We start from the raw sequence: 16616 nt of genomic DNA, 5'->3' as shown, positions 1-16616 counted from the left end.
TGCCCGTCGCCGTCATGATCGACCGACTCCTGTACCTCTCACGCGGCTACCATCGCACGAGCGAGAACGGCCAGCTGTTGGCGCCCCCCGGTCCGCCGCCGCAGCCGGTGTCGAACGTCGAGTCGACCTGACCCGCCAGCGTCACCGGATCCCACGAGTAGACGTCATGCGAGGGAAAGAACTGGACCACGCAACGCACACCGAAGGGGTCGTCAGCGGCCATGACATAGCGGCCATCGGTCAGATGGGCCTCTCCCCGCCAGGGCGCCGCCTGCCCGTTGGGTTGCGGCGTTGCGTACACCTGCAGGCATCCCGGCGCTGAATTAACGCACGGGTTGATCGACCAGATCCAGCTGTGGCCGGGATCCCGGTTCGTGTCCACCCGGTAATTGGAATACAGCATGTCCGCGCGGGCGCTCGGCGTGAGAGTCAGCGCGGCCATGGCAAGCGCAAGGCTGATTGCGAAAGTCTTCACCGATGCGTCTCCCTCTCTGCGCACGCGTTTGGCTCAAATATAAGACGCGGTCACGCTGAACAGGCCGACTCGCGAAATTCTGAACGGCTCAGTCGATGACCGCGGCTTCCTTGCGTTCGGTGATCGGCCGGGCGAGTTCCTGTTCGTCGCAGATGCGCTGAAGCTTCTCCAGTGTTTCGTCGAGACCGGCCCCGATCTTGCGGCCGGGCGTGAAGGTGGCCGGCAGCTTGCGCATGCCCTGGATGACGCCGATGGTCTCGTAGTGAACGGTGCCCTCCGGATCGCATTTGTAGTCGGGCATCCGGTCGAGGACCGCGGTGAGCATGGATTTGAACACGGTGCGCGCCACGTTCGAGCCGATGCAGCGGTGCACGCCCAGCCCGAAGCTGAAGTGCCGGTTACCTTTACGGTCGAGGATGATCTGGTCCGGGTCGTGGAACACCGAGGGGTCGCGGTTGGCCATCGCCCACGAAATCCACAGCCGCTCACCCTCTTTGAACTGGGTGCCGTCGAGCTCGGTGTCCTCGGAGAAGGTCCGGCCATCTCCGGGCGCCGGGGTGAAGTAGCGCAAGAACTCCTCGGTCGCGGGGTCGAGCAGGGTCTTGCGCTCGTCGCTGAGCAGCTGTCGTTGCTCCGGGTGTTCCGAAAGCCATTCCAGCGAGTGGGCGGTCAGCGCGGTCGTGGTGTCGAAGCCCCCGCCGATGACCAGGCCGAGGTTCCCCAAGATTTCCAGCTCCGGGGCCGGCTCACCGTCGATGCGCATCTGGAGTAGGCCGTTGACGATTCCGGGCCGCGGGTTCGCGCGGATCTCGATCATATTGTTGACCATGTCGAGGCCCATCTCGCGGTGCATCGCGGTGACACGCTCGATGTCGGGGGAGTGTTCGGGCGTGTACACCGCGGCATGAACCGGCTCGCTGTACAGGTTCCACTTCTTCAGCGGGATGCCCAGCATCGCCAGCGTGAAGACGGCGGGCACGATGTTGGCCAGGTCGTCTACGAAGTCGATGCGGCCACTTTCGATCTTCTCGTCCAGGCAGGCGCGCGTCACGTCGTCGATGAACGGTTCCCAGCGCTTGATCGCCGCGGGCGACAGGTACGGGTTGAGCACGGTTCGGTAGATGCGGTGCTCGGGGTCGTCCATCTCCAGGATCCCGCCGCGCACCGCGCTGACCCGGCTGGCCGTGGGGATCGAAATGCCTTTGTAGCCGCGGCGTTCGCCGTGGATGTCGTGATCGTTGGAGACGGCGGGGCAGCGGGCCAGCTCGAACACCTCGTGGCTGCCGGCCGCAACCCAGTGGCCGCCATAGGTATCCGTCCAGGCCATCGGGCACTTGGCGTGCATCTCTTCGGTGATCGCTTTGAACTTCGACCGGTATTCCGCGGAATGCCGGTCGAAGTGGTACCGGTTCTTCTTGCGGTCGCTGTCATTGACGACGTCGTCGACGCTCAATGCTCTGTCTCCCTATGTGTTTGCCGTAGCTACGGATCCGATAGCGGCTCAGGCGTCGTCGGTGATCATGATGGCCTGCTCCGGACAGGACTGCGCGGCCTCACGGACCTGGTCCTCGCGGTCGGTGGGCACCACCTCGTCGACCGCCGACGAGCTGCCGTCGATGTCGCTGAGCTGAAACGATTCCGGCGCGATCATGGCGCACAGGGTGTGGCCCTGGCACCGCTGTGAATCCACCCAGACCTTCACGGGTTGTCTCCTCTCACACTGGTTACCGGGCGCCGCCGACGAATCGCCACCGCTCAGGTGTTGCGACCGCCGTTGACGCCCAAGATCTGACCGGTGATGTAGCCGGCCTCCTCGGACACCAGGAACGCGCACGCCGCCGCGATGTCTTGCGGCGTGCCCATCCGGCGCACCGGCGTCCGCGCGATGGTCTCGTCGATGTCACCGAGGAATCCGTTCTTCTCGGCGGCGCGCAGCATCGGGGTGTCGATGAAGCCGGGCGGCACCGCGTTGACCGTGATGCCCTTGGGCCCGTACTCGAGTGCGAGCGACTTCGTCAGGCCGTTGACCGCCGACTTGGCCGCCACGTAATGACTCATGTAGGGCGCACCGGAATGCGTGCTCGACGACGAGATGTTGACGATGCGTCCCCATCCCGCCTCGACCATGTCGGGGAGCACCGCCTGGACGGTGTGGAAGACGCCGTTGAGGTTGACGTCGATCACCCGCTGCCAATCCTCGAAGGTGATGTTGTTGAACTTCTTGAACCCGTCGAGGCCGGCGGCGTTGACCAGAACCGTCACCGGCCCGAGTTGCGCGCGGACGGCCGCCAGCGCCGCGTCCACTTGCGAGCGATCGGTGACGTCGGCGGTGAAGGCGAAATCGGCTTCGGACGGCCGCAGGTCGATGGAGGCAACGTTCAAACCGTCGGCCCGCAGGCGTTGCGCGACGGCGAGGCCGATGCCGGATCCGCCGCCGGTGACTACCGCAGTCTTCATGTAGAGGCCTCTGCTCCGGAGGGGGCCATTTCAGTCACAAAGAATCTCCCTTACAATTATGAGAACCCTACTCTCCGCGCGGAGCGCCGTGCAACATGCGCCTAACACCGCGTCCGGCCTGCGGGAAAGACCCTGGCCGGCAGTGTACGGCCGGTTGCGGCCCTGGTCAGCACCCCCGATCTCATTCCTGAGACTTTCTTGAATTATCGAAAGTCGAATGTAAGATTCGCCGGGGAAGAGAATGAAATTATCGTGATCGCCACCACACTAGGGGGTACGGAATGCCTGCCCAGGACACGGCAGAGCCCGCCACTGGAACCACAGTGACCGTCGCGGATGCCGCGCCTGAGTCCCACGTCGACCGCCGTCTGTTGATCGATGGCCGGCTGGTCAGCGCCGACAGGACGTTCCCCTCGATCAACCCCGCAACGGGTGCTGTGATCGGGCATGCGCCGGACGCCGGTGGCGAGGAAGCTCAAGCGGCGATCGCGGCCGCCCGGCGGGCGTTCGACGAGACCAGCTGGCCCACCGACGTCGAGTTGCGGATCCGCTGCCTCGACCAGTTGCACCAGGCGCTCGTCGACCACGCCGAGGAGTTGCGCGACCTCACCATCGCCGAAGTGGGCGCCACCCGCGCGCTGACCCAGGGCGCTCAGCTCGACGAGCCGATTGGCATCGTGCGCTTCTACGCGGACCTGCTGCGCACCTATCAGTTCACCGAGGACCTGGGCGAAAAAGAATCGCGAGGCATGTTCCACCACCGCTGGGTGGAAAAGGAAGCCGCCGGGGTGGTCGGCGCCATCATCGCTTACAACTACCCCAACCAGCTCGCGCTGGCGAAGCTCGCCCCGGCGCTGGCCGCCGGATGCACGGTGGTGCTCAAGGGCGCCCCGGACACACCGCTGGTCACGCTGGCGCTCGGCGAGCTGATCGCCAATCACACCGACATTCCGGCCGGGGTCGTGAACGTGCTGAGCTCGTCGGACCCGGCTCCCGGGGTAGCCCTGACCACCAGCCCGGACGTCGACGTCATCACCTTCACCGGGTCGACTGCGGTCGGGCGCAAGATCATGGCCGCGGCGAGCGACACCGTGAAGCGGGTCTTTCTGGAGCTGGGCGGCAAGTCGGCGGCGATCATTCTCGATGACGCCGACTTCGCCAACGCGGCCCTGTTCGCGGCGTTCAGCATGGTCACCCATGCGGGCCAGGGCTGTGCGCTCACGTCCCGGCTGTTGGTGCCCAGGTCGCACCACGACGAAATCGTCGAACTGATCGCGCAGAACTTCGCCAAGGTGCGCCACGGCGACCCGGCCGATCCCAAAACCTATATGGGACCGCTGATCAACGAGCAACAGCGGGACAAGGTCGACGGCATGGTGCAGCGCGCCGTGGCCGCCGGGGCGACCCTGGTCACCGGGGGCAAGCGACTCGACCCGGGCTACTTCTATGCGCCGACGCTGCTGACCAACGTCGATCCCGACAGCGAGGTCGCCCAGGACGAGATCTTCGGGCCGGTGCTCGTGGTGATCGCGTTCGACGATGACGATGACGCCGTGCGCATCGCCAACAACTCGATCTACGGGCTCGCGGGCGCGGTGTTCAGCCGCGATCAGGACCGCGCGCTGGCCGTGGCGCGCCGGATCCGGACCGGATCCTTCTCCATCAACGGCGGCAACTATTTCGGCGCGGATAGCCCGTTCGGGGGTTTCAAGCAGTCGGGCGTGGGCCGGGAGATGGGCGTCGCCGGGCTCGAGGAGTTCCTCGAGCGCAAGACCTTCGCCGTGCCCGCCGTCTCAGCGAAAGGAGCCGGCGCATGAGGCCGCTCGAAGGCATCCGCGTCCTCGAAGTCGCTATGTATGGGTTCGTGCCCTCGGCGGGTGCGGTGCTCGCCGAATGGGGTGCCGACGTGGTCAAGGTCGAGCACGCGGTGACCGGTGATCCGCAACGTGGACTGCGACAGACCGGGATGCTGCGCGTCGAGGGCGATCCCAACCCCAACATCGAGCACGCCAACCGCGGCAAGCGCAGCATCGGGCTGGACATGTCGGTGCCCGAGGGTAAGGAGGTGCTCTATGAGCTGGCCCGCCGCTCGGATGTGTTCCTCACCAGCTTCCTGCCCGACCACCGGCGCAAGTTCGGCATCGACGTCGATGACATCCGGGCGGTGAACCCGAAGATCGTCTACGCGCGCGGCAGTGCGCTCGGCCCGCGCGGCGAAGAGTCGACCAAAGGCGGCTACGACATGACCGCCTTCTGGTGCCGGGCCGGTACGGCCGCCACCATCACTCCGGCCGGCATGCCGGGCATGATCGCGCCGCCCGGACCGGCGTACGGCGACACCATCTCGGGTACCAACCTGGCCGGCGGCATCGCGGCGGCGCTGCTCAAGCGCGAGCGCACCGGCGAACCGTCGGTGGTCGACGTGTCGTTGCTGGGCAGCGGGCTGTGGTCGCTGGGGCACACGGTCGCGCTGACAAAGCATCTGAACCAGCGGCTGGAATCGCCGCCGCCGGGCGTGCACGGCGCGCCCAACAACCCGCTGGTGGGTTTGTACACGACATCCGACGGCCGCTACATCTCCTTCGTGATGATGCAGCCCACCAAGTTCTGGGCCGACGTGTGCCGCCACGTCGACCTGCCCGAGTTGGCCGATGATCCGCGCTTCGACACCGTGGAGAACATCGCCGCCAACACCGCGGACGCGGTCGAGCTGCTGACCAAGGCCATCGCCGGCCGCACGCTGGCCGAGTGGAGCGAGCGCTTCGCCACGCTCTCCGGGCCGTGGGCGCCCGTGCAGGACACCCTGCAAGCGGCCGAGGATGCGCAGATCCGCTCGAACGAGTACCTGGTGCGGGCGGGCGAACTCGAGCTGGTGGCCAACCCGGTACAGTTCGACGTCGCAGCGCCACAGACCGGGCCAGCCCCCGGATTCGCAGAGCAGACCGACGAGATCCTGATGGAGCTCGGCCTCGACTGGGACCGCATCATCGAACTCAAGACGGCCGGCGCCGTCACGTGAGCACTATTTGGACTGGAGTCAGCAGCGACATGCTTGAGCCGACCGTCGCTTGCGTTGGGACGCAGTCGCCTTGCGCCCGTGCACCAATCGCGGAATGCGCGATAACGGTTATGCATTTTTCGCTCCGCCCGGACGCGGCATGAGTCATAATCGCCGGACGCTTCAAGACGTGGGGCCCCTCGTTTTGCAGCGCCAACTCACGCAACAGAACGGAGGTCTGGCGTGAGCGAGGTCGCGGCTGTCACTTCCAAGGTCGATGCCGGAAATTGGCTGCCCGCTGAGCATTTCGCCCTCGTCAGCGGGCGTTTACGGCCGTCAATTCTGCTGAACTTACCGCAGCCGTTGCGCCAGAACAAGACTGCCGGTCTCGTAGCGTGGAAAGGGCCTGACGCCGATGGCAACTAAGGGCGCCGACCACTGGTCAGCGGGATTACCGCAGCTGAAACTGAAATTCGACTTCACCGGGCCCATGCACGCCGTCGGCGCCCTGTTCGCGATGTCCGCCGACGCGGTCAAGTACCTGTTCCGCCGGCCCTTCCAGTGGCGGGAGTTCTTGGAGCAGTCCTGGTTTGTCGCGCGGGTGTCGCTGGCTCCCACCTTGTTGGTCGCCATCCCGTTCACCGTCCTGGTCAGCTTCACGCTCAACATCCTTTTGCGCGAACTGGGCGCGGCGGATCTCTCCGGTGCGGGCGCCGCGTTCGGTGCTGTCACCCAGCTCGGCCCGCTGGTCACGGTTTTGATCGTTGCGGGTGCCGGCGCTACGGCAATGTGCGCGGATCTTGGGGCGCGGACGATCCGCGAGGAAATCGACGCGATGGAGGTGCTGGGCATCAACCCGGTGCAACGTCTGGTCACACCGCGCATGCTGGCATCGGGATTGGTCGCCTTCCTGCTCAACAGCCTGGTGGTCATCATCGGCGTCCTTGGCGGTTACGTCTTTTCGGTATTTGTCCAAGACGTCAACCCCGGCGCGTTCGCCGCGGGCATCACGTTGCTCACCGGTGTTCCCGAGGTGATCATTTCGTGCGTCAAGGCAGCGCTTTTCGGCCTCATCGCCGGCCTGGTCGCCTGCTACCGGGGCCTGTCGATCACCGGCGGTGGCGCCAAGGCCGTTGGCAACGCGGTGAACGAAACCGTCGTCTACGCCTTCATGTCGCTGTTCGTCGTCAACGTGGTGGTCACCGCGATCGGCATCAAGATGACGGCGAAGTAGGGCTGCCATGGCACTGAGGGCCGCATATCCGCGTCTGACCCGTCAACTCGAGAGGCCGGTCGCCCTGATGGGGCGGATCGGCGATCACACCCTGTTCTATGGCAAGGCGCTCGCCGGGGTGCCCTTCGCTGCCACCCACTACACGCGCGAAGTCATTCGACTGGTCGCCGAGATCAGCATGGGCGCGGGCACTTTGGCGATGATCGGCGGAACCGTGGTGATCGTCGGCTTCTTGACGCTGGCGGCGGGCGGCACCCTGGCCATCCAGGGGTACACCTCGCTGGGCAATATCGGCATCGAGGCGCTGACGGGCTTTCTGGCCGCGTTCATCAACGTGCGCATCGCGGCACCGGTGGTCGCCGGGATCGGTCTGGCGGCCACCTTCGGCGCCGGCGTGACCGCTCAGCTGGGTGCCATGCGGATCAACGAAGAAGTGGATGCCTTGGAGAGCATGGCCATTCGGCCGGTCGCCTACCTGGTCAGCACCAGGATCCTGGCGGGAATGATGGCGATCACGCCGCTGTACAGCATCGCCGTCATCCTGTCGTTCGTGGCCAGCCAGTTCACCACCACGTTCCTACTGGGACAGTCGCAGGGTTTGTATCAGCACTACTTCAACACGTTCCTGAATCCGATCGACTTGTTGTGGTCGTTCCTGCAGGCGATTCTGATGGCGCTCACCATCCTGCTGATCCACACCTACTACGGCTATTTCGCCTCGGGGGGACCGGCCGGCGTCGGCAACGCGACCGGCAACGCGGTGCGCACCTCGCTCATCGTCGTGGTTTCGGTGACCCTGTTGGTCTCGCTTTCTATCTACGGTACGAACGGCAACTTCAACCTGTCCGGTTAGCAGAGGAGGTGAAACAGCAATGACGCAGAATGTTCCGGCCGGTCGCGGCGCGGTCGGGGGGCGACCGGCGCGCACCGGCCATGCGCGGCCGCCGGCCGGGCGCAACTACCTGCCACCCTTGCTCGGACTGGCCACCGTCCTCATCATCGGTCTGATCTTCGCCGTCGCGGTGGGTCTGTTTCAGGGCTCCTTCACCACCACCGTGCCGGTGACGGTCATCTCGCAACGAGCCGGCCTGGTCATGAACCCCGACGCCAAGGTCAAGATGCGCGGCGTGCAGGTGGGCAAGGTGTCCTCAATCCAGCCGCTGCCCAACGGTGAGGCCGCCATTCACTTGGCGATGGACCCGTCGCAGATGCACTTCATCCCCGGCAACGTGCTCGTCAATATCGCCTCGTCGACGGTATTCGGCGCGAAGTCCGTCGAGCTGGTCCCGCCCGACCAGCCCTCGGCCCAACGGCTACGCAGCGGCCAGACGCTGCGGGGCCAGCACGTCATGGTCGAAATCAACACCGTATTCCAGCAATTGGTGTCGGTGCTGAGCCACATCGACCCGCCCAAGCTCAACGAGTCGCTTGGTGCGCTGGCACAGGCGTTCAGCGGGCGGGGTCCACAGCTTGGCCAGTCGCTGAGCGACCTGGATTCGTTCCTGGCCAGGCTGGAGCCGAGCCTGCCCGCGTTCCGGCACGACCTCGCTGTCTTGCCGGCGGTGTCCAACGCCTATGCCGACGCGGCACCCGACCTCATTAAGACCGCCGCCAATGCGACCCGGATCAGCAAGACACTTGTCGATGAACAGCACAACCTGGATGCGTTGCTGATCAGCGCGATCGGCTTGGCCGACATCGGCAATGACGTGTTGTCGACGAACCGCCAACCGCTGACAAATGTCTTGCATCTGCTGGTGCCGACGACCGATCTGACCAATGAGTACGCTCCGGCGCTCAACTGCGCTTTCGCGGGGCTCGTACAGATATCGCATGGGGCGCCGTTGTCGGAACCCAGCATCAACATCTCGGCGAGCCTCACGTGGGGCGCCGAGCGTTACCGCTATCCGACGAACCTGCCCAAGGTTGCGGCGACGGGCGGCCCGCAGTGCGTCGGTCTGCCGAAGCTGCCGTTCAACACGGCCCCACCGCAGCTGATTGCCGATACCGGCGCGAATCCCGTGAACTACGGAAACCCGCAGCTGTTGATCAACTCCGATCTCCTCAAGCAGCTGTTGTACGGGCCGATCGCCGGACCGCCACGTAACTCCGCGCAGATCGGAGAGCCCGGATGAGAACGCGCGCAACGCTGATCAAGTTCACGATCTTTGCGGTCGTGATGGCGATGCTTACCGCCTTCCTATTCTTCATCTTCGGCCAGTACCGGACGGGTTCTGTGACCGAGTATTCGGCGGTGTTCACCGACGTCTCGCGTCTCAAGCCGGGCCAATCGGTGCGGGTCGCCGGGATCCGGGTGGGCACCGTCAACAGTGTGTCGCTGCAGCCGGACAAGAAGGTTGTGGTGAAGTTCGACGCCGACCGCAACGTCGTCCTCACCGAGGGCAGCAGGGCGGCGGTCCGCTACCTCAACCTGGTGGGTGATCGCTACCTCGAACTCGTCGACGGTCCCGGCTCGCCCAAGCGGCTGCCGGCAGGGGGTCAGATTCCGGTCAGCCGCACCGCTCCAGCGCTCGACCTCGATCTGCTGCTCGGCGGGCTGAAACCCGTTACGCAGGGCCTGAATGCGCGCGATGTCAACGAGCTGACGTCTGGGTTGTTGCAGGTCTTCCAGGGTCAGGGCGGAACACTCGAGTCGCTGTTCTCCAAAACGACCTCGTTTTCAAATGCCCTGGCCGACAACGACCAAACCGTGCAGCAACTGATCGACAACCTCAACATCGTGATCGGCACGGTTGCCAAGGACGGCAAGCAGTTCTCCGGCGCGATCGATCGCCTCGAGCAGCTTGTCAGCGGCCTGTCGGGTGACCGCGACACGATCGGGTCCGCCATTGACGCCCTGGACAAGGGAACGGCCTCGCTGGCGGATCTGCTGGCCGAGGCCCGCCCGCCGCTGTCGGGCACCATCGCCCAGTTGAACCGGCTGGCGCCGATCCTCGATGGCGACAGGGACCGCCTCGACGCCGCGATCGCGAAGGCACCGCAGAACTACCGAAAGCTCGTCCGGCTCGGCGTGAACGGCGCCACCATCCCGTACTACCTCTGCCAGTTCGGGCTCCGCGGCACGGATCTTTCAGGTAAGACCGTGCGCGCCAACATCTTCAGGTCAGATGCAGGAAGGTGCACGGAACCCTAATGCTCAAGTATCGCGGAGCTGGGCTCGTCAAGCCCGGACTCATCGGCGTCGTCCTGGCGGTGATGGTCATCCTGGTCGGACTGTCGCCCGACCGATTCATCCAATGGGCGACGATGGTGCGCTACCAGGCGCTGTTCACCGAAGCCGGCGGCCTGGCGGTAGGCAACCCCGTGATCGTGTCGGGCATGAAGGTCGGCTCCGTCTCGGATGTGAAGCTCAGCCATGGCGACGCTCTGGTGACGTTCGCGATGAAGGGCAACATCCTGCTCGGCTCCGAGACTTCCGCGCACATCCGCACCGGCACGCTGCTGGGCGAGCGAATGCTGACGGTGGAGTCCGCCGGCAGCGGCACGATGCACCCGATGACGCTGATCCCCGTCTCGCGCACGTCTTCGCCCTACTCGCTGAGCGAAGCGGTCAGTGACCTGACGTCGGACACGGCCGGCACCAACACCACCGCGCTGAATCAGTCGCTGGACACGCTGGCGGCGACGCTCGACCAGATCGCACCCCAGATGGGGCCGGCCTTCGACGCGCTCACCCGGCTATCGCGAACCCTCAACAGCCGCAACAAGAACCTGGGCGAGTTGTTCAAGAGCGCCGGCGACGTCACCGGGATACTTTCGGAACGCAGCATGCAGGTCAACAAGCTCATCCTCAACTCCGATTCCCTGCTCCAAGTGCTGGTCGCACGCCGGCAAGAGATCGTCGACCTGCTGGCCAACACCTCGGTGGTGGCCAAGCAGCTCACGGGGTTGGTGCACGACAACGAAGCCACACTCGCACCTACTCTGGAGCGGCTGAACCGGGTGACCGGCGTCCTGGAGAAGAACCGCGACAACATCGGCAAAGCGCTGCCGGGCCTCGCCAAATTCCAGATCACAGTCGGCGAGGCAATCTCCGGTATGTACGCCTACCAGGCGTTCGCCCCGAACTTCCTTGTTCCGCAACTCTTCCAGGAGTTGTTCGACTACCTCTGGGGATTCCGCACCTTCGATACCTCCAAGGGCCCCGGCTTCCCGTCACCGGTACCTCGGGCCCTGACCCCCTGGCCGTACAACCTCATTCCACAGTGCCCTGGCTGCACGTTGGGCGGACGGATCGGAGGATCACAGTGAGCTCCCGGATCTCCCGGATTCCGCGCAAGCGGCTGGCGGCCGTGACGGCGGCCGTCCTGGTCGGGCTGATCATTGCCGGCGCCGCCATGGTCGTCCGGAACACGTTCTTCGGGCCACGCACGATCACCGCGTATTTCACCACCGCCACCGCGATCTATCCCCATGACGAGGTGCGGGTGTCCGGTGTCAAGGTCGGCAACATCAAATCCATTCAGCCGCAGGGCACCCAGGCCAAGATGGTCCTCAAGGTCGACCGCGGCGTGCCCATTCCGGCGGACGCCAAGGCGGTGATCGTCGCGCCGAATCTGGTGGCCGCCCGCTATGTCCAGCTCTCGCCGGCCTATCGCGACAGTGGGCCGGTCATGCGCGACGGGGCGGTCATCCCCGTCGAACGGACCGCGGTGCCGGTCGAGTGGGATGAAGTCAAAACCCAGTTGATGCGGCTGGCAACGGATTTGGGACCCAAGAGCGGGGTCTCGGGCACGTCGGTGGGCCGGTTCATCGACAGTGCCGCCGACGCGCTCGACGGCAACGGCGACAAGCTGCGGCAAACGCTCGCTCAACTGTCCGGGGTGGGCCGGATCCTCGCCAACGGCAGCGGCAACATCGTCGACATCATCAAGAACCTGCAGACCTTCGTCGGCGCGCTGCGCGACAGCAACGTGCAGATCGAGCAGTTCAACGGTCGCCTCGCAACGCTCACCAGCGTGGTCAACGACAGCAAATCCGATCTGGATGCGGCGCTGACCGATCTGTCGACGGCGGTCGGCGAGGTGCGGCGGTTCATCGCCGGGACCCGCAACCAGACCAGCGAGCAGATCGCCCGGTTGGCCGATGTCACGCAGAACCTGGTCGATCACCACATGGCCCTGGAAAACATTCTGCACGGCGCGCCGAACGCGTTCGGCAACTTCTTCAACGACTACAACGCGGACACCGGAACCATCGTCGGCGGGTTCGGGCTGATGAATATGTCGAATCCCACGTGGGGCGGTCAGGTTCTGCTGTCCACTCCGGGCTGCACGCAGATCGGTGCCATCGAGAACATCACCGCGGTCGAATCGGGCAAGCTGTGCTCCCTGTTCCTGGGGCCGGGGCTGCGGCAGACGAGCTGGAACAATTCGCCAATTCCGATCAACCCGTTCATATCCAAGTCGGTCGACCCGGCCAGGGTTCTCTACACCGAACCGCGCCTGGCGCCTGGCGGCGAGGGCCCGAAACCCGGACCGCCCGAGATCCCGCCTGAGGTGTCGGCCTATACCGGCCTGCCGGGTGATCCGGTGGGACCGCCGGGGGCGGTGCCGCCGGCGCGGATACCGGGCGCGGCGATGCCGCTGCCGCCGCCGCCGTCGACACCGGTGCCGCCACCACCGGCGCCGACCGTGTCGGGCATGCTGCTGCCAGACGAGGGGCCACAACAATGATCGCTCGAGTGGTCGCTCGGCGGATGTTCACCGTCGGCTGTTGCGTGGCGTTGACGACGACGGGTTGCGCATTCCACGGCCTGAATTCGCTACCGCTGCCCGGTGCGGTCGGACGCGGTCCCGGAGCCAACATCTACCACGTCGAACTTCCGAATGTCGGGACGATGGAATCGAATTCGCCCGTGATGATCGATGACGTCGTCGTCGGCAGCGTCGGCACGATGCGGGTGCAAGGCTGGCACGCCGACGTCGAGATCTCGGTCAAGCGCGATGTCGTGGTCCCCGCCAACGTGGTAGCCACCGTCGGTCAGACCAGCCTGCTGGGCTCGATGCATGTGGAGCTCAACACACCGCTCGGTCAGCAGGGCAGCGGACGGCTGCAGCCCGGCGCCACCATCCCACTCAGCCGGTCATCGGCCTACCCGTCGACGGAGCAGACGCTGTCGTCGTTGGGCGCGGTCGTCAACGGCGGTGGACTGGGACAGATCGGCGAGGTCATCCACAATTTCTCTGCCGCCCTGTCCGGGCGCGAGGGCGCGGTGCGTGATCTGATCACCCGCCTGGACACGTTCGTGGGCACGCTGGACGACCAGCGCGACAACCTCGTCGCCTCCATCCAGGCGTTGAATCGGCTGGCCGCCACCTTCGCCGACCAACGCGACGTGGTCACCGACGCGCTGCGCAAGATACCGCCGGCGCTGGAGGTGTTGATCAAGGAGCGGCCGCGCCTGACGGCCGCCCTGGATCATCTTCGCGTGTTCAGCAACACCGCCACCCGGCTGATCAACGACTCCCAGGCCGACCTGGTCACGAACCTCAAAAACCTGGAGCCGACCATCAAGGCGCTCGCCGACGTCGGACCGGACTTCGGCGCGGCCATCGCGGCATCGTTCGTGTTCCCGTTCACCCAGAACTTCGTCGACCGCGCGGTCCGAGGTGACTTCTTCAACCTGCATTTCGATTTCGACCTCACGATCCCGCGGCTCAAGAAGGGATTGTTCCTGGGAACCCACTGGGGGCAGCTGGATATGCCCGTACCACCGGTGCCCGGGGACCCGTATCGCTTGAATTACACACTCGATCCGTTGCATAACCCGCTGAGGCCGCCGTGGATCGATCCCAACGCATTGCCGTTGCCGCCACCACCGCCGGGTGCGGTGCCCGGACCGTCGTCGGCTTACGGCCCGCTGCCCGGGCCGCCGCCGAACGCGGGCCCGCTGCCCGGGCCGCCGCCGAACGCGGGCCCGCTGCCCGGGCCGCCGCCGGTGCCCGACGCGGGTCTTGGTCAATCGCCGGTGCCCGCGGAGGCGCCCGGAACGGGAGCGGGTGGATAGATGCTGACGCGCTTCGTTCGGATCCAGCTGGCGGTGTTCGTGATCGCCGGAACCATCGGCGTGATCTCGATGGTCCTGTTCTACATCCAAGCGCCGACACTGCTGGGCATCGGCCGGATGACGGTGACGCTGGAGCTACCGGCCACCGGCGGCCTGTACCGGTTTTCCAATGTGACCTACCGCGGGGTTCAGCTCGGCAAGGTCACCTCGGTGGGTTTGACGCCGACCGGCGCGAAAGCGACGCTGTCGCTTAGCACTTCACCCAAGGTCCCGTCGGACCTGACCGCGCAGGTGCTCAGTGTCTCCGCCGTGGGTGAGCAGTACGTGGACCTACGGCCCAAGACGAATTCGCCGCCATATCTGCACGACGGGTCGGTTATCGCCGTGCGCGACACGACAATTCCGCAGCCGGTCGGCCCGATGCTCGAGCAGGTCAACGCGTTGGTCCAAAGCATCCCGAAGACCAAGCTCGGCCAATTGCTGGACGAGTCCTTTCAGGGCTTCAACGGTTCCGGTTACGACCTGGGGTCACTGATCGATTCCTCGAAGACGCTGTCCCGCGACGCCAACGGCGTCGTCGACCGCACCCGAGCCCTCACCGAGGACACCGGACCGCTGCTGGACACCCAGGCGCGAACCACCGATTCGATCCGAACGTGGGCGCACAGCTTCGCCGGCATCTCGGATACGTTGGTGAACAACGATTCTCACTTCCGCACCATCCTGGAGAAGGGCCCTGACGCCGCGAATGAAGCGTCGCGGCTTCTCGAACAGATCAAACCGACGCTGCCGGTGCTGCTTGCCAACCTGACCACCATCGGGCAGATCGGCGTCACCTATCACCCTTCCATCGAGCAGCTGCTGGTCCTGCTGCCGTCGGGCGTTGCCATCGAGCAGGCCGCTCAGGGTGAAAACCACCCGGACGGTAGGGCTTACGGCGACTTCGCGGCCACGGTCGACGACCCACCTATTTGTACGGTCGGCTTCATGCCACCCAACACCTGGCGGTCCCCGGACGATCTGACCGACATCGACACACCGGACGGGTTGTATTGCAAACTGCCGCAGGATTCACCGATCGCGGTGCGCGGTGCCCGCAACTATCCCTGCATGGGTCACCCGGGTAAGCGCGCCCCGACCGTCGAAATCTGCAACAGCGACAAGCCGTACATGCCGCTGGCGATGCGCCAGCACACCCTCGGTCCCTACCCGCTGGATCCCAACCTGATCGCCCAGGGTGTGCCGCCCGATGACCGAATCACCACCAATGACAGGATCTTCGGACCGGTCGAGGGAACGCCGCTGCCGCCGGGGGCGGTGCCGCGCGGTGCCCCTGCGGGGCCGCGGGGAGAAAATCCGCCGCCGGGCACGGTGGGGGCCGCCGTCCCCCCGTTGCCGTCGTCGGGACCAGCGCTGGCGCCGATGTCGCGAATGTCGGCGGACCTTCCGCCCATTGCGCCACTCGACGTCCCTGCGGCGGGAGAACTTCCCCCGCCGCCGGCCGCGCCGCCGGCACTGCCGTTAGCCCCGCTCGTTGCTCCCGGTCCCGCGCCGGCCGACTCTGCACCGGCCGATCCCGCACCGGCCGACACGGCTGGCGGCGGCGGACCCCAGGCCGCGCCAAGCTCGTTCGGAGCCAACGCATCTAAGCCCGCGCCCTCGGTCGTGGTGGCAAAGTACGATCCGCACACCGGTCGTTACGTCGGTCCGGACGGGAAGTTGTATCAGCAGTCGGATCTCGTCGCTCCGAAAGCGCCCAAGACGTGGAAGGACATGCTGCCCACCTGAATTCGCCAGCCGAAGCGGCCCAGGGGGCGAGGCGACGAAGCTACGCCCGGCCGGTCAGGAGAGCTGGTCTAACCGCAACGGCATCGTGATATCGAGCCAATTGTTTTGCCCGCACGCACCGCTCGGACCGACCGTCTTGTCCTTGCCCGAGAGGACCCGCGAGCCGATCTGGAATCCACCATTGTCATTGACCGGGAAGAAGAAGTATTGCTGCTGCCCGGGGAACGCCGTACCGTCCTCGCACCGCTCCCAGTTCGGAACTTCGCGCCTCACCTTCCACATCTCCCCATCTTTCATATATAGGGGCGCGGTCCATCCCTGGTCGCTCGTCACCGTGCCATGGCATTCCAAGGTCGAGTCACACGTCGAGCTGATGGTCCATACCTGGTAGACCGTCGGTTCGCCGAAGTACTGGTCATTTCGCTGGGCCCAATCGCCGATGGACGTGGCGCGGTAGGTTCCGTTGAGGGCCACGTCTTCCTTGGTTATCGCCTGGGCAGTGGGCGCAGCGCTCAAACCGCCGAATGCGGTGGCAGCAACCAGCGTTGCGGTGGTGAGTGTTTTGACTGAACGCATCAGGTGCTCCTCGAAGCGCGTAATCCGAGAGTGCCTATAGGCGCCTTTTCGCCGTCGG

General features: G+C 65.5%; 16 protein-coding genes. 11 read left to right on the top strand and 5 right to left on the bottom strand.

What is annotated here, in order from left to right:
- Positions 1 to 46 precede the first annotated feature (46 nt).
- The 4 genes from A5624_RS08165 to A5624_RS08150 all read right to left on the bottom strand — a co-directional run bounded on the left by A5624_RS08165 (position 47) and on the right by A5624_RS08150 (position 2932).
- Positions 47 to 442 carry a hypothetical protein gene (locus tag A5624_RS08165; RefSeq protein WP_066864344.1) on the bottom strand — a complete coding sequence of 132 codons (396 nt, stop codon included), beginning with the start codon at positions 440 to 442 and terminating at the stop codon, positions 47 to 49.
- A 121-nt stretch (positions 443 to 563) separates the two neighbouring features.
- On the bottom strand, positions 564 to 1928 hold the full coding sequence (locus tag A5624_RS08160; RefSeq protein ID WP_066864341.1) for a cytochrome P450: 1365 nt from the start codon (positions 1926 to 1928) through the stop codon (positions 564 to 566).
- Between the two features lie 48 nt (positions 1929 to 1976).
- Positions 1977 to 2177, bottom strand: coding sequence for a ferredoxin (locus tag A5624_RS08155; RefSeq protein ID WP_066864338.1), 201 nt, complete (start codon positions 2175 to 2177; stop codon positions 1977 to 1979).
- 53 nt (positions 2178 to 2230) lie between these two features.
- The gene (locus tag A5624_RS08150) at positions 2231 to 2932 is read right to left on the bottom strand and encodes an SDR family NAD(P)-dependent oxidoreductase (RefSeq protein WP_066864335.1); all 702 of its coding nucleotides are present in this window, start codon (positions 2930 to 2932) and stop codon (positions 2231 to 2233) included.
- A 281-nt stretch (positions 2933 to 3213) separates the two neighbouring features.
- Here A5624_RS08150 and A5624_RS08145 point away from each other — a divergent pair, with 281 nt between their 5' ends.
- The 11 genes from A5624_RS08145 to A5624_RS08100 all read left to right on the top strand — a co-directional run bounded on the left by A5624_RS08145 (position 3214) and on the right by A5624_RS08100 (position 15982).
- Entirely contained in the window at positions 3214 to 4749 is a 1536-nt protein-coding gene (locus tag A5624_RS08145) for an aldehyde dehydrogenase family protein (protein ID WP_066864332.1), read from the top strand.
- The gene (locus A5624_RS08140; protein ID WP_066864329.1) at positions 4746 to 5951 is read left to right on the top strand and encodes a CaiB/BaiF CoA-transferase family protein; all 1206 of its coding nucleotides are present in this window, start codon (positions 4746 to 4748) and stop codon (positions 5949 to 5951) included. The genes A5624_RS08145 and A5624_RS08140 overlap by 4 nt, the downstream gene beginning before the upstream one ends.
- A gap of 222 nt (positions 5952 to 6173) precedes the next feature.
- Entirely contained in the window at positions 6174 to 6356 is a 183-nt protein-coding gene (locus A5624_RS28115; RefSeq protein ID WP_156748926.1) for a hypothetical protein, read from the top strand.
- On the top strand, positions 6346 to 7164 hold the full coding sequence (locus tag A5624_RS08135) for an ABC transporter permease (RefSeq protein WP_066864326.1): 819 nt from the start codon (positions 6346 to 6348) through the stop codon (positions 7162 to 7164). The genes A5624_RS28115 and A5624_RS08135 overlap by 11 nt, the downstream gene beginning before the upstream one ends.
- A gap of 7 nt (positions 7165 to 7171) precedes the next feature.
- Positions 7172 to 8017, top strand: coding sequence for an ABC transporter permease (locus tag A5624_RS08130; protein ID WP_066864323.1), 846 nt, complete (start codon positions 7172 to 7174; stop codon positions 8015 to 8017).
- 19 nt (positions 8018 to 8036) lie between these two features.
- Complete coding sequence (locus A5624_RS08125) at positions 8037 to 9299, top strand: MCE family protein (RefSeq protein ID WP_066864318.1); 1263 nt, start codon at positions 8037 to 8039, stop codon at positions 9297 to 9299.
- Positions 9296 to 10318 carry an MCE family protein gene (locus A5624_RS08120; RefSeq protein WP_066864316.1) on the top strand — a complete coding sequence of 341 codons (1023 nt, stop codon included), beginning with the start codon at positions 9296 to 9298 and terminating at the stop codon, positions 10316 to 10318. The genes A5624_RS08125 and A5624_RS08120 overlap by 4 nt, the downstream gene beginning before the upstream one ends.
- Positions 10318 to 11436 (top strand): MCE family protein, encoded by a 1119-nt coding sequence (locus tag A5624_RS08115; RefSeq protein WP_066864312.1) that lies wholly within the window; start codon positions 10318 to 10320, stop codon positions 11434 to 11436. Before A5624_RS08120 ends, A5624_RS08115 begins: the two co-directional genes overlap by 1 nt.
- Positions 11433 to 12860, top strand: coding sequence for an MCE family protein (locus A5624_RS08110; RefSeq protein WP_066864309.1), 1428 nt, complete (start codon positions 11433 to 11435; stop codon positions 12858 to 12860). The genes A5624_RS08115 and A5624_RS08110 overlap by 4 nt, the downstream gene beginning before the upstream one ends.
- Complete coding sequence (locus tag A5624_RS08105) at positions 12857 to 14194, top strand: MCE family protein (RefSeq protein ID WP_066864306.1); 1338 nt, start codon at positions 12857 to 12859, stop codon at positions 14192 to 14194. Before A5624_RS08110 ends, A5624_RS08105 begins: the two co-directional genes overlap by 4 nt.
- A complete protein-coding gene (locus A5624_RS08100; protein WP_066864303.1) occupies positions 14195 to 15982 on the top strand; it encodes an MCE family protein in 1788 nt (595 codons plus the stop codon).
- 54 nt (positions 15983 to 16036) lie between these two features.
- Here the strand turns inward: A5624_RS08100 and A5624_RS08095 are convergent, their stop codons facing one another.
- Positions 16037 to 16558, bottom strand: a complete 522-nt coding sequence (locus A5624_RS08095) for a hypothetical protein (protein ID WP_066864299.1) — start codon at positions 16556 to 16558, stop codon at positions 16037 to 16039.
- Positions 16559 to 16616: the final 58 nt, after the last annotated feature.

Source organism: Mycobacterium sp. 1482292.6 (assembly GCF_001672995.1).
Classification (GTDB): domain Bacteria; phylum Actinomycetota; class Actinomycetes; order Mycobacteriales; family Mycobacteriaceae; genus Mycobacterium; species Mycobacterium europaeum_A.
This window is presented reverse-complemented; position numbering and strand designations above follow the sequence as displayed.

Excerpts from the sequence above, each read along its gene's own strand:
- A5624_RS08135 (WP_066864326.1), top strand. The coding sequence starts at position 6,346 with ATGGCAACTAAGGGCGCCGACCACTGGTCAGCGGGATTACCGCAGCTG.
- A5624_RS08120 (WP_066864316.1), top strand. The coding sequence starts at position 9,296 with ATGAGAACGCGCGCAACGCTGATCAAGTTCACGATCTTTGCGGTCGTG.
- A5624_RS08105 (WP_066864306.1), top strand. The coding sequence starts at position 12,857 with ATGATCGCTCGAGTGGTCGCTCGGCGGATGTTCACCGTCGGCTGTTGC.
- A5624_RS08130 (WP_066864323.1), top strand. The coding sequence starts at position 7,172 with ATGGCACTGAGGGCCGCATATCCGCGTCTGACCCGTCAACTCGAGAGG.
- A5624_RS08095 (WP_066864299.1), bottom strand. The coding sequence starts at position 16,558 with ATGCGTTCAGTCAAAACACTCACCACCGCAACGCTGGTTGCTGCCACC.
- A5624_RS08100 (WP_066864303.1), top strand. The coding sequence starts at position 14,195 with ATGCTGACGCGCTTCGTTCGGATCCAGCTGGCGGTGTTCGTGATCGCC.
- A5624_RS08150 (WP_066864335.1), bottom strand. The coding sequence starts at position 2,932 with ATGAAGACTGCGGTAGTCACCGGCGGCGGATCCGGCATCGGCCTCGCC.
- A5624_RS08165 (WP_066864344.1), bottom strand. The coding sequence starts at position 442 with ATGGCCGCGCTGACTCTCACGCCGAGCGCCCGCGCGGACATGCTGTAT.
- A5624_RS08115 (WP_066864312.1), top strand. The coding sequence starts at position 10,318 with ATGCTCAAGTATCGCGGAGCTGGGCTCGTCAAGCCCGGACTCATCGGC.
- A5624_RS08145 (WP_066864332.1), top strand. The coding sequence starts at position 3,214 with ATGCCTGCCCAGGACACGGCAGAGCCCGCCACTGGAACCACAGTGACC.
- A5624_RS08140 (WP_066864329.1), top strand. The coding sequence starts at position 4,746 with ATGAGGCCGCTCGAAGGCATCCGCGTCCTCGAAGTCGCTATGTATGGG.
- A5624_RS08125 (WP_066864318.1), top strand. The coding sequence starts at position 8,037 with ATGACGCAGAATGTTCCGGCCGGTCGCGGCGCGGTCGGGGGGCGACCG.